This is a genomic window from Streptococcus uberis (genome assembly GCF_900475595.1).
Classification (GTDB): Bacteria; Bacillota; Bacilli; order Lactobacillales; family Streptococcaceae; genus Streptococcus; species Streptococcus uberis.
On sequence record NZ_LS483397.1, the window covers coordinates 1,729,598 to 1,743,290 of the forward strand.

A 13,693-nucleotide genomic window follows, 5' to 3' on the forward strand; every position below is an offset into this window, starting at 1 on the left:
TTTTATTTTTGGCATTTTGCTTTGTATTCAGCAGCTTCTGCTTCTGTTGATAGAACAAAGTGTCCTGGTGTAATTTCACGCATTTCTCTTTCTTGTCCATCATCCTCAGCACTTGGGTCATAGATTTCTGCGACACGCTGACGCTCAATGTCTGGATCTGGCTCTGGAATTGCTGAAAGCAAACTTCTTGTATAAGGATGGATTGGGTTATTGTAAACATCATCAGATGTTCCAATTTCTAGCATTTTACCCCAATGCATAACCCCAATTCGGTCAGAAATGTATTTAACCATTGACAAATCGTGGGCGATAAAGAGATAGGTCAAACCTCTATCTTCTTGTAATTTTTGCATGAGGTTAACAACCTGTGCCTGAATGGATACATCCAGTGCTGAAATTGGTTCATCAGCGATGATAAACTTAGGTTGAACGGCAAGGGCACGAGCAATGCCAATACGTTGACGTTGTCCTCCAGAGAATTCGTGTGGATAGCGTGTCACGTGGTCTCTATTAAGTCCAACATGCTCTAACAATTCTTGAACCCTATCTTCACGCTCTTGTTTCGTTTTGGTTAGGCCATGGATATCAAGTCCTTCAGCAACAATATCTCTGATTTTCATACGACCATTCAAACTTGCTTGAGGATCTTGGAAAATCATTTGAGCATTCTTTCTGAACTCATGTAATTCCTTACCTTTGAGATGAGAAACTTTTTCGCCATTGAAAATAATTTCACCCTCATTGATATCATAAAGTTTTAATATCGCACGTCCAACAGTTGTTTTACCTGAACCTGATTCACCAACCAGTCCAAATACTTCGCCTTCATAAATGTCAAAGCTAACATTATTAATGGCTTTCACTTCATTTTTTTTGCCTTTGTTAAAGATTAGAGAGACATTTTTGAGCTCAACTAATTTTTTACGATTTTCAGTCATTAAGCTTGTCCCCTTTCTTTTTCAGCCCATTTTGCCCAACGTTTTTGGATTGGAAGAGGAGGTGTTACCTTAGGTGCACGTTCATCCAATAACCATGTTGCAGCATAGTGTGTTTCACTGACTTTAAACATTGGTGGCTCTTCTTCATGATCAATATCAAGAGCGTATTCATTACGAGCTGCAAATGCATCTCCTTTTGGAGGATTCAATAAGTCAGGAGGTGTTCCTGGAATAGATTGCAAGCTTCCTGCTTCTGTATCAGTCGTTGGCATGGAATTCAATAATCCCCATGTATATGGGTGTTGTGGATTATAGAATACTTCATCTACAGTTCCATACTCAACAATTTTCCCAGCATACATTACCGCTACACGATCAGCCATACCAGCTACCACACCAAGATCATGGGTGATGAAAATAATAGAAGATGAAATTTGTGATTGTAATTCTTTCATCAATTTTAAAATTTGATTTTGAATGGTTACATCCAAGGCTGTTGTTGGCTCATCTGCGATGAGAATTTCAGGATTAGCGGCAAGAGCAATGGCAATTACCGCACGTTGTCTCATACCACCAGACCATTGATGTGGATAATCATTAATATGTTCTTCAGCATCTGGAATGCCAACTTGTTTCATCAATTCTAATGCACGTGATAATGCGTCAGCTTTAGATACTTTTTCGTGAATCAAGATAGCTTCTGCAATTTGCATGCCAATTTTCATTGTTGGGTCTAAACTGGTCATTGGGTCTTGGAAAATCATCGCAATTTCTTTACCACGAACTTTAACCCAATCTTGTTCTTTAAGCTCATTGAGCTTTCTCCCTTTGAAATCAATGTCACCTGATATAGTGGCATTTTTTGCATTTAATCCCATTAAGGTTCTCGTTGTTACAGATTTCCCAGAACCTGATTCACCAACGATAGCAAGCGTTTCACCTTTTTTTAACTCAAAGTTAATATCGCGAATAGCTTTAACATCTCCAGCATAAGTTTTAAAATCGACATGGAGGTTGTTAACACTCAAAATTGTTTCTTTTGACATTTTCTTCCCTCCTAGTCGTTACTTGATTTTGGATCAAATGCATCACGTAAACCATCACCTAAAAGAATGAAGGCAAGTGAGATAAAGACAAGTGCTAATGCAGGTAGAATAACCTGATATGGATAATATTGTAGGTTCTCCTGCGCATCTGTAATTAATGAACCAAGTGAAGCAGTTGGTGGTTTAACACCTAGGTTAATAGCTGATAATACTGACTCATACATAATAGCACTTGGTACTGTCATCATAATCTGAACGATGATGATTCCAGAAATATTTGGCAAAATGTGTTTAAAAGCAATTTTTAAGTTGCTTTCACCCAATGCACGGGAAGCCAAAACAAAGTCACGTTCACGATAGGATAAGGTCAAATTCCGAACCTGACGTGCCATAGAGGTCCATCCAACGATGGCGATGGAAATGATAATAGACAAGACTCCATTTCCTAATAAAAGACCTAGCATGGTTACAATAACTAAATTTGGAATTGAAGAAATAACTTCAATAATCCTTTGCATAATGGTATCCACTTTACCACCAGTAAAACCTGAAACCAATCCATAAGTTACACCAATAATTAAGTCAATAAAAGTAGCAACAATTGCAATTAATAGTGAAATTCTGATACCAACTGTAATTCGTTTACCAAGACTACGTCCTAAATTATCAGTTCCTAAAATAAATTTTTCATTTTCTGGAACACCTTGGTCAGCGTAAGCATCATTTGGCTCAGTATTTCCTGCATAAGTGATGCTTCCATTCCATACTGGTAGGTTGGCACTTAATTTTGGAGGTAAATTACGATAAATACTTACTTTTTTACTATTAAAACTATTAGCGTCTTGTTTAGATACAACAAAATTTGAACCAATTGCAAATAATAATAATCCAGCCAAAAAGACCATAGCAACAACAGCTAATTTATTATGTTTTAATCGACGCCAAGCATCTTGTAGGAAAGATAATGCTGGCTTTTCAATTTTCTCTTGTGAGTCAGATGAACCCGCACCCACAAGTTTAAATGTTCTTGTTTCTTCTAGCATGATACTCTCCTATCCTAGACGTACTCGTGGATCCGCAAGACTAATCACAATATCTGTAATCAAAATTGCTACCATAAGCATCAAGGCATACACAATAGTAGTTCCCATAATAACTGGGTAATCTTTAGTTGGGATAGACGACACGAATTGCTGACCAATTCCTGGAATTGAGAAAATTTGTTCAATCAAGGCTGATCCTGTTAGGATATTTGCTGCCATTGGACCAACTAAAGTCAATACTGGAATCATAGAGTTACGGTAAGCATGTTTATTTGTCACTTGTCGTTTAGTCAACCCTTTTGCTCTTGCTAATTGAATATAGTCAGAATTAAGAGTTTCAATCATTTCACTACGGAAGAATCGTGTGACTTGTGCAAATACAGGAATTGCCAAGGCTAATGTTGGTAAGACTGTTTGGCCAAAACTTCCCCACCCTGAAAGTGGTAATAAAGCCCACTTGAAACCAAAGTAGTCCAATAATAACAAACCGATAATAAAAGCTGGAACTGAAATTCCAAGAGTTGAGATAACACTCAAAACGGCATCGATTTTATTATTTTTGTTACGAGCTGACACAGCTCCTACAAATAATCCTGATGTAATACCAACGATTAAAGCTTGGATACCCAAATGCACGGATACACCAAGACGTTGTGCAATTAAACGAGAAACAGGCTGGTTGATAGACTGATAACTTGTTCCAAAATCACCACGTAAAACGTCAAACAAATATTTAATATATTGTTCCCACAATGGTTTGTCCAAACCATATTGCTTGTTCATCATGGCAATCATTTCTTGAGTCAACTTAGGACTGTTATATGGTGTTCCTGGCATAACCTGCATCAGGAAGAATGAAAGGGTTACAACAACCCATAGTGTCACTAATAAGATGGCAACACGTTTTAAAAGATATTTAATCATGTTTTTCCTCTAACAAAAGCAAGAACTGGCTTGCGACCAATTCTTGCATTATTTCGCTGCTGGTGTAATGTTACTTATTTTTTATAAGCATAGGTAAAGTCAACATTAAGACCTGTTGAATTACGAATTAACCCTTTAATACTTGGATTTTGTAATCCTTCTCCGCTACGGAAGTAAAGTGGGTTATAGTTTGCTTCATCATAAAGAGCTTTTTCTGCTTCTTTATAATCATTAGCTGCGGCGTCTGTATCTAATGCATCGGTTGTTAAAGCTTTTTCATAAGCAGCATCAAATTTTGCATTGGTGAATTTACCGTAGTTATATGCAGAACCTGATTTAAACAAACCATAGAAAGTTGATCCTTCTGGATAGTCACCACCCCAAAGTGCTACAGCAACTTCAAAGTTTTGATTTTTTGTATCTTCTAAACGTTGTTTAAATGGAACAAATTTTTCTTCAACTGTTAATCCTGGTAAAGCTTTTTCCCAAGTTTCTTTAATGTAGTCAACTGAAGATTTAGCTGCTGGTGCATCCGCATCAGCGGTAATTGTAATTTTAAGAGAATCTTTTCCGAGTTCAGCAAGTCCTTCTTTGAAAAGTTTTCCTGCTTCTTTTTCATCATATTTATAACCAGGAGCTACAAATTTAGTTAAATCAGATCCATCTTTAAGTTTTGCAAGTCCAGTAGGAGCAATTGCTGTTGCTGGTTTAGAACCAGTATCCACTGCTGCAGACACAATTCCTTTACGGTCTGTTGCTAAGTTCAATGCTTGACGAATTTTAAGGTTGCTCAATGCTGGTACAGAACCTGTTTGATTGTATACCATATAAGCAGTTGTTGCTTCTAATACGGGAACAACATCTTTGTTGTTTTTATTTGCATTGTAAATAGCAGATGTTCCTGAAATGTTTGCATAATCAAGTTTGCCTTGTTTATACATTTGAACGGCTGTATCTGGTTTTTTAACTGTTTGAACGTTAATAGTTTTCATTTTAACGTTCTTAGCATCCCAATATTTGTCATTCTTAACTAATTTGAATGAACCACTTGTACCATTCCAATCTTTTACAATGTATGGACCAGAATAAATTTGTTTATCAGAAGAAGTACCATAGTCTTTTCCTGTTTTAGTAACAAATTCTTCTTTTTGAGGCATGAAGTTAGCAAATGACAATAAGCTCTTGAATTGAGGAGCAGGTGCACTCAATGTAAAGATAACTTTGTTGCCTTCGGCTTTAACACCAAGAGAATTTAAATCAGTGTTTTTACCTGTATTAATATCTTCAGCATTTAATAAATGTGATTCAGTTGCTAAGTAAGCATATTCTGAAGCAGTTGCTGGGTCTACAATACGTTTCCAAGTGTAAACAAAGTCCTCTGCTGTTAATTCACTTCCGTCAGACCATTTCAAACCATCTCTCAAGGTTGCAGTATAAGTTAAACCATCTTCTGAAACTTCTACTTTTTTAGCTAAGTCTGGTTGCAATTTCCCTTTTTCGTCAACACGAAGTAAGTTACTTTCTGAGTTACCGATTGCAAGACCAGAATAAGTGTCAGTATTTTTTGAAATGTCTAAAGTGATGAGTTCTGTTGGTGTGTACCAGTTAATCTCATTTTTGTTATCATTTTTTGCTGCTGTCTTGTTACCACAAGCCATCAATAGGGCTGCTGAAGCAAGTGTTACAGCTCCTAGGCCGAACCGCTTAAATGTAGATTTTTGTGCTGCTGTCATTCATAGACCTCCTAGTCAAACGTATATAAGTTGATAAATTAAATTATACCACAATTTTGGAGAAATGGAATAGATTTATCTGAAAATTTCGATATTAAATTTTTATAAACCCTTATATCTATTGGGAAGAACTAACTTTATTTGTAACCGCTATCTTGTTAATGATTACACAATTTACTGAATATATGCAAAATATCACTAAGTTTCCTTAGTGATATTTTTCTAATAACTGTGTAAATAATTATCAATTTCCCATTGTGAAATAAATGTCGCATAGGAAGCCCATTCAATACGTTTTGCTTCAATAAAGTTTGTATAAATGTGCTCACCAAGAGCGTCACGAACTACATCGTCTGTTTGTAATGCTTTTAAAGCATTGTGTAGAGTAGATGGTAAGTCCACGATACCTGCTTCTTGACGCTCTTCAACTGTCATTGTGTAGATATTAGCTTCAACTGGTTCTGGTGCATCAATTTTATTTTCAATACCGTCTAATCCTGCTTCTAACAAGACCGCTAACGCTAAATATGGATTTGCTGTTGGATCAACTGAACGTAATTCTAAGCGTGTCCCTTGTCCACGAGAAGCTGGAACACGAATAAGTGGTGAACGGTTACGACCAGCCCATGCTACATAAACCGGTGCTTCGTAACCAGGAACTAGACGTTTGTATGAATTAACTGTTGGATTCATGATGGCAGTATAGTTGTAAGCATGTTTCATCAAGCCACCTAGGAAATAGTAGGCATCCTCAGAAAGTTGCATTCCTTTGCTGTCATTTTCATCATAGAAGGCATTTTTACCCTCTTTATCAAATAATGACATATTACAGTGCATACCAGAACCATTGATTCCAAATTTTGGCTTAGCCATGAAAGTTGCATAGAGACCGTGCTTGCGAGCAATTGTTTTAACAACCAATTTAAAGATTTGGATATTATCACAAGCTTTCATCACGTCAGCATATTTAAAGTCAATCTCATGCTGTCCAACTGCTACTTCATGGTGACTTGCTTCAACTTCAAATCCCATTTTAGTTAAAACATTTACGATTTCACGACGCGTATTGTCAGCTAAATCTGTTGGTGCTAAATCAAAATAGCCACCATTGTCATTAACTTCTAAAGTAGGATTTCCTTGTTCATCCATTTTAAATAAGAAGAATTCAGGTTCTGGTCCTAAATTAAAGGATTTATATCCTACTTCTTCCATATGTCTCAATGCTTTTTTAAGATTGCCACGAGGATCACCAGCAAATGGCTCACCTTCTGCAGTATAGATGTCACAGATTAAACCTGCAACTGCACCATTTTCATCACCCCATGGGAACACAATCCATGTATCTAAATCAGGATATAAATACATATCTGATTCATTAATACGTACAAATCCTTCAATTGATGAACCATCAAACATAGCCTTGTTAGATAAAACCTTGTCAATTTGCTCATCTGTTGCAGGGATTTCCACATTTTTCATGATTCCCATAATATCAGTAAACATCAATCGGAGGAAAGTAACATTTTTTTCTTTTACTTCGCGACGAATGTCTTCAGCTGTGATTGTCATAGAAATAGTTCTCCTTAACTTTTCCAAATTCCTAATCGTCAATTAAATACGAAAGTTGCCCATTGATTGAGATGGTGATGAAAAACCACCTTGGTTGAAGAGTTCATCGCGAAGAATCCGTCTCACATCAGCATCAGTTAACGACTTCTCTTTTTTACTATTGCGATCTTTACGATGTTCATATTCACGTTTGATAGCAGCAATATTTAGTCCATCATCAATGAAATCCTTGATTTCCAACAATCTGTCCATATCGTTCAATGAAAACATTCTACGATTGCCTTCGGTACGCTCTGGTTTAATCAGTTCTTGGTCCTCGTAATAGCGAATTTGTCTAGCAGATAAGTCTGTCAATTTCATAACTGTGCCAATTGGAAAAACGGCCATAGAACGTCTTAGTTCTTTTTCTTTCATGACTACCTCCTCTCACCCCACTATTATATGAATTATTAATCCAAATGTCAATAATCGATGTCACATTTTCTGACATCGATTATGTTTTTATTTTCTGAATATTTTATTTCTCAACCATTCCACATCAGTATTGACCAATATTGCAATAAAAACACCACAGAAGGTTTCAAAAATTCTAGAAAGGACATAAAAGACCGTGTCCCCCTGAGGGATAGACAAGGTTATGATAAGCAAGGCTGACACAGCACCTATGATTCCCGACTTATTATTAAATGCGACATTAAACATAATGGTTAACATCGTTAAAATTGGAACAAAAATCAGCGTTACCCAAAAATGATGATGAAAATAAATCTGCAAAAGGTAAAATATAAAAGCAAAGAAACCACCAATACTGTTTCCTAAAATCCTAGACGTCCCAAAAGAAACGGTTTGATCAATACTCTCCCTTAAGCTAAACACAGCTGTCAAGGCACCAATTTGCAACCCTTGTAAACCAAAAAGATGAAAAGTTAATAAGACTAAAAAGACAGACAACCCTGTTTTAAAGGTTCTCATTCCTAACGTCAATTTTTTCGGTTCAAATTTATATCTCATTGTCACCACCTTATAGCAATAATATTAATTAGTGTAACATACTTTAATCTTTTTTGTCATAGAAGATTTGTTTGTTGATAAAAAACATGAGGTCATCATAAAAATTTTTGTGATATAGAAACAATATTTCAAAAAAGGTACCTTAAGGGGTACCTTTTACCTTGTTAATCTTTCCTAACACCGAGTAAACCATATAGCAGTTCATAAAAGTAACTTGACGTTACTACCACTGAGTCTCCGTTACTTTTTAAAAATATCACTATATTTGCATATTTAAAATAACAAAGAGAGAGTTGGTTAAACCAACTCTCTCAATACCCTTTTTTGACGCAGTAACTGAATAACTGTTTACCACTTTGCAAAAGCCAACAACCTATTCTATCTCTAGGGATGTAGCTACGGAATCGTAGATTTCTGAATTACCTCCTATTTTTCTGTTAAAGTTGAAAAGCCTGGTAATTCCTTACCTCTAATAATTCCATTGAGGTTCCACCACCGCGTCATAAGTGCTTCCATTCACACAAAAAGGAAGCATTAGCTTCCTTTTTCTACAAAATCAGGATTTTACTGAGACTAACAGGTGGCGACTTTTACTTTTCTGTTAAAGCTGAAAGTCCTGGCAATTCTTTACCTTCTAGTAATTCCATTGAGGCTCCACCACCTGTAGAGATCCATGAGAATTTATCTGCACGACCTAGGTTGATAGCAGCTGCTGCAGAATCACCACCACCGATGATAGATTTAACACCTGGTTGTTTTACAATGGCATCCATTACACCGATAGTACCAGCTTGGAAGTCTGGATTTTCGAAGACACCCATTGGTCCATTCCAAACAACCGTTTTAGCACCTTCAAGAGCTTCTTCAAATTTAGCAATTGATTTTGGTCCGATATCTAAACCTAAGAATCCTTCAGATACAGCTTCACCTTCAGTATCGCGAACTTCAGTATAATCAGCAAAGGCATTTGCTTCTTTAGAGTCAACTGGTAAGATTAATTTGCCATTTGATTTTTCTAGTAATTCTTTTGCAATATCAAGTTTATCTTCTTCAACTAATGAGTTACCGATTTCGATACCTTGAGCTTTGTAGAATGTATAAGTCATTCCACCACCAATAAGCACTTTATCAGCTTTTTCAAGAAGGTTTTCAATAACACCAATTTTATCTGAAACTTTTGAACCGCCTAAGATAGCAACAAAAGGACGTTCTGGTTTTTCGACTGCTTCTTTAATGTAGGCAATTTCATTTTCAAGAAGGAATCCAGCAACTGCTTTATCAACATTTGCAGAAATTCCAACGTTTGAGGCATGAGCACGGTGCGCTGTACCAAATGCATCATTAACAAAGATACCATCACCAAGTGAAGCCCAATATTTACCTAATTCAGGATCATTCTTAGACTCTTTTTTACCGTCTACATCTTCAAAACGCGTATTTTCAACTAAGAGAACTTGACCATCTTCTAAAGCGTTAATTGCTTCTTCCAATTCAGCACCACGAGTAACACCAGGGAAAACAACTTCTGTTCCAAGTTTTTCTGATAAGTCTTTAGCAACAGGTGCAAGTGATTTACCTTCTTTATCAGCTTCTTCTTTAACACGTCCAAGGTGTGAGAAAAGAATTGCACGTCCACCATTTTCAATGATGTATTTAATAGTAGGTAAGGCAGCAGAGATACGATTGTCATTTGTGATAACGCCGTCTTTTAAAGGTACGTTAAAGTCAACACGGACAAGAACTTTTTTACCTTTTAAATCAAGGTCTTTAACAGTCATTTTAGCCATTTTGATAGACTCCTTAAAATTTTTTATACACTTTATTATATCATAATTTTCAATAGAATCACAAAATATGAAAATAATAAATTATTTTTTTCACAATTTTTTCGTAAAAAAAAGGAAGAGAATCTCTTCCTTTCAAAATAGTCTAAAATTATTTAGCAATTTTTGCGAAGTACTCAAGAGTACGAACAAGTTGTGCAGTGTAAGACATTTCGTTGTCATACCATGAAACAACTTTAACTAATTGATTTCCATCAACAGTTTGAACTTTAGTTTGAGTAGCATCAAACAATGAACCGTAAGCCATACCGATGATATCAGAAGATACGATTGGGTCTTCAGTGTATCCGTATGAATCGTTTGCAGCTGCTTTCATTGCTGCGTTGATTTCTTCAACTGAAGTTTCTTTTTCAAGAACTGCTACCAATTCAGTTACTGATCCAGTTGGAACAGGAACACGTTGTGCAGCACCGTCAAGTTTACCATTTAATTCTGGGATTACAAGACCGATTGCTTTAGCAGCACCAGTTGAGTTAGGAACAATGTTGCTTGCACCAGCACGAGCACGACGAAGGTCACCACCACGGTGTGGTCCGTCAAGGATCATTTGGTCACCAGTGTAAGCGTGGATAGTTGTCATCAAACCTTGTTTAACACCAAAGTTATCTTGTAAAGCTTTAGCCATTGGAGCTAAACAGTTAGTAGTACATGAAGCACCTGAAATTACAGTTTCTGTACCGTCAAGAATGTCATGGTTTGTGTTAAATACAACAGTTTTAACATCATCTCCACCAGGAGCTGTGATAACAACTTTTTTAGCACCGTTAGCATGTAAATGTTTTTCAGCAGCTGCTTTTTTAGCAAAGAAACCAGTTGCTTCAAGAACGATTTCTACACCGTCAGTTGCCCAGTCAATGTTTTCTGGATCTTTTTCAGCAGAAACTTTGATGAAGTTTCCGTTAACTTCGAATCCACCATCTTTAACTTCAACTGTACCGTCGAAACGACCTTGAGTTGTATCATATTTCAACAAGTGTGCAAGCATATTTGGGTCAGTAAGATCGTTAATACGAGTTACTTCAACACCTTCAACGTTTTGAATACGACGGAATGCAAGACGTCCGATACGACCGAAACCGTTAATACCAACTTTAACTACCATTAGTGATTTCCTCCTTATGAAAATCAAAAGAATTATTATTAAGGGCAATAACCCTACCTATTGTGAAAAGATTAACTTACAGAAATCCGAAATAACCTTTCAACAGAACTATTATATAACTATTTCTTAAAAAATGCAAACAAAATAACCATTTTCATAAATCAAGAAGTCAGCAATATCAAGGTATAGGACATACTTATGTAAGTGTTTTCACTGTTATATATTATTGTTTTTAGTCATTTTTGTTGTAACTTTTGTTTATAAAAGATCAAAAAAAGCTGAGATATTTCTCAGCTTTTTTACGAATGATTATTCACCGTGATTTTTTTTGATAATTTCTTCTTGTACAGATTTTGGAACATCTTCATAGTGGTCAAATACCATCATGAATGTACCACGACCTTGAGTCGCTGAACGAAGAATAGTTGCATAACCAAACATTTCTGCAAGTGGAACATAAGCACGAACAACTTGTACGTTTCCACGAGCTTCCATACCATCAACACGACCACGACGAGCAGTAACGTGACCCATAACGTCTCCCAAGTTATCTTCTGGAGCTGTAATAGTTACTAACATCATTGGTTCTAAGATTGATGGTTGTGCTGATTTAGCAGCTTCTTTAAGAGCAAGTGAAGCAGCAATCTTGAAGGCAGTTTCTGATGAATCGACATCATGGTAAGATCCGTCATAAAGTTTTGCTTTAACGTCTACCAATGGGTATCCAGCAAGAACACCATTTGCCATTGACTCAATAAGTCCTTTTTCAACTGCAGGGATGAATTCACGAGGAACCACACCACCGACAATTGCATTCTCGAACTCGAATCCTTTACCTTCTTCGTTTGGAGTAAATTCAATCCAAACATCACCAAATTGACCTTTACCACCTGATTGGCGTTTGAAGAATCCACGAGCTTGTGTAGAAGCACGGAATGTTTCACGGTATGATACTTGAGGAGCACCAACATTTGCTTCAACTTTAAACTCACGTTTCATACGGTCAACTAGGACATCTAAGTGAAGTTCACCCATACCTGCAATAACTGTTTCACCAGTTTCAACGTTTGTTTCAACGCGGAAGGTTGGATCTTCTTCAGCAAGTTTTTGAAGGGCAACACCCATCTTATCTTGGTCAGCTTTAGATTTTGGTTCAACCATTAATTGGATAACTGGTTCTGGAACTTCAATTGATTCAAGAATAACTTGTGCTTTTTCATCAGTTAAAGAATCACCAGTTGTTGTGTTTTTCAAACCAACAGCAGCTGCAATATCTCCAGAGTAAACTGTTTCAATTTCTTGACGAGTATTTGCGTGCATTTGAAGAATACGTCCAATACGTTCACGTTTACCTTTAGAAGTATTCATAACATATGATCCACTTTGTAGAACACCTGAATAAACACGGAAGAAAGTTAAACGACCTACGAATGGGTCCGTCATAATCTTGAAGGCTAAAGCTGCAAATGGTTCTTCATCTGAAGCTGGACGAGTTTCTTCAGCATCAGTATCAGGATTTACACCTTTAATAGCAGGAATATCTAATGGACTTGGTAAGTAGTCAATAACTGCATCAAGCATTAATTGAACACCTTTATTTTTAAAGGCAGAACCACATAATACTGGGAAGAATTCAACGTTAATAGTTGCTTTACGAATACCAGCCATGAGTTCTTCATTAGTGATTTCTTCACCTTCAAGGTATTTCATCATTAACTCTTCATCAGTTTCAGCAACTGCTTCAACTAATTTTTCACGGTATTCGTTTGCTTGATCAACATATTCAGCTGGAATATCTTCTTCACGGATATCTGTACCAAGGTCATTAGTATAGATTTCAGCTTTCATTTTAATCAAGTCAATGATACCTGTGAAATCATCTTCTGAACCAATTGGCAATTGAATTGGGTGTGCATTTGCTTGAAGACGATCATGCAATGTGCTTACAGAATATAGGAAGTCTGCACCGATTTTATCCATTTTATTAGCAAAAACGATACGTGGAACTCTATATTCAGTTGCTTGACGCCAAACAGTTTCTGTTTGAGGTTCAACACCTGATTGTGCATCAAGAACGGTAACAGCACCATCAAGTACACGAAGTGAACGTTGAACTTCAATTGTAAAGTCCACGTGTCCTGGTGTGTCAATGATATTTACACGGTGTCCATCCCATTGTGCAGTTGTTGCAGCAGATGTGATTGTAATTCCACGTTCTTGTTCTTGTTCCATCCAGTCCATTTGTGAAGCACCTTCGTGTGTTTCACCAATTTTATGAATTTTACCAGTATAATAAAGAATACGCTCAGTTGTAGTTGTTTTACCAGCATCGACGTGAGCCATGATACCGATATTACGAGTTTTTGCTAGTGAAAATTCGCGAGCCATTAGGTTGTTTCTCCTATTATTTTTTATTTGATATGTCTATTATAGCACTATTTATAAAAAACGGATAGGCAGGACCTACCCGTAATGCTATTTAT

The 13,693-nt window shown here is 36.5% G+C and carries 11 protein-coding genes; all 11 read right to left on the reverse strand.

Annotation, left to right across the window (positions count from 1 at the left end):
• Positions 1 to 2 precede the first annotated feature (2 nt).
• Positions 3 to 938, reverse strand: coding sequence for an ABC transporter ATP-binding protein (locus tag DQM95_RS08895; protein ID WP_015911920.1), 936 nt, complete (start codon positions 936 to 938; stop codon positions 3 to 5).
• The gene (locus DQM95_RS08900) at positions 938 to 1,984 is read right to left on the reverse strand and encodes an ABC transporter ATP-binding protein (protein ID WP_015911921.1); all 1,047 of its coding nucleotides are present in this window, start codon (positions 1,982 to 1,984) and stop codon (positions 938 to 940) included. Before DQM95_RS08900 ends, DQM95_RS08895 begins: the two co-directional genes overlap by 1 nt.
• Positions 1,985 to 1,995: 11 nt before the next feature.
• Positions 1,996 to 3,027: an ABC transporter permease gene (locus DQM95_RS08905; protein WP_015911922.1), complete on the reverse strand. Its 1,032-nt coding sequence runs from the start codon at positions 3,025 to 3,027 to the stop codon at positions 1,996 to 1,998.
• A gap of 9 nt (positions 3,028 to 3,036) precedes the next feature.
• Positions 3,037 to 3,951, reverse strand: coding sequence for an ABC transporter permease (locus DQM95_RS08910; protein ID WP_015911923.1), 915 nt, complete (start codon positions 3,949 to 3,951; stop codon positions 3,037 to 3,039).
• Positions 3,952 to 4,025: 74 nt separating this feature from the next.
• Positions 4,026 to 5,684: a peptide ABC transporter substrate-binding protein gene (locus tag DQM95_RS08915; RefSeq protein ID WP_037592637.1), complete on the reverse strand. Its 1,659-nt coding sequence runs from the start codon at positions 5,682 to 5,684 to the stop codon at positions 4,026 to 4,028.
• A 222-nt stretch (positions 5,685 to 5,906) separates the two neighbouring features.
• Positions 5,907 to 7,253, reverse strand: a complete 1,347-nt coding sequence (gene glnA, locus DQM95_RS08920; protein WP_015911925.1) for a type I glutamate--ammonia ligase — start codon at positions 7,251 to 7,253, stop codon at positions 5,907 to 5,909.
• A gap of 42 nt (positions 7,254 to 7,295) precedes the next feature.
• Positions 7,296 to 7,667: a MerR family transcriptional regulator gene (locus tag DQM95_RS08925; protein ID WP_015911926.1), complete on the reverse strand. Its 372-nt coding sequence runs from the start codon at positions 7,665 to 7,667 to the stop codon at positions 7,296 to 7,298.
• A gap of 87 nt (positions 7,668 to 7,754) precedes the next feature.
• Positions 7,755 to 8,264, reverse strand: coding sequence for an FUSC family protein (locus DQM95_RS08930; protein WP_015911927.1), 510 nt, complete (start codon positions 8,262 to 8,264; stop codon positions 7,755 to 7,757).
• A gap of 590 nt (positions 8,265 to 8,854) precedes the next feature.
• On the reverse strand, positions 8,855 to 10,051 hold the full coding sequence (locus DQM95_RS08935; RefSeq protein ID WP_037592633.1) for a phosphoglycerate kinase: 1,197 nt from the start codon (positions 10,049 to 10,051) through the stop codon (positions 8,855 to 8,857).
• 148 nt (positions 10,052 to 10,199) lie between these two features.
• Complete coding sequence (gene gap / locus DQM95_RS08940) at positions 10,200 to 11,210, reverse strand: type I glyceraldehyde-3-phosphate dehydrogenase (protein ID WP_037592632.1); 1,011 nt, start codon at positions 11,208 to 11,210, stop codon at positions 10,200 to 10,202.
• 309 nt (positions 11,211 to 11,519) lie between these two features.
• Complete coding sequence (gene fusA / locus DQM95_RS08945) at positions 11,520 to 13,598, reverse strand: elongation factor G (protein ID WP_037592623.1); 2,079 nt, start codon at positions 13,596 to 13,598, stop codon at positions 11,520 to 11,522.
• Between the last annotated feature and the right edge of the window lie 95 nt (positions 13,599 to 13,693).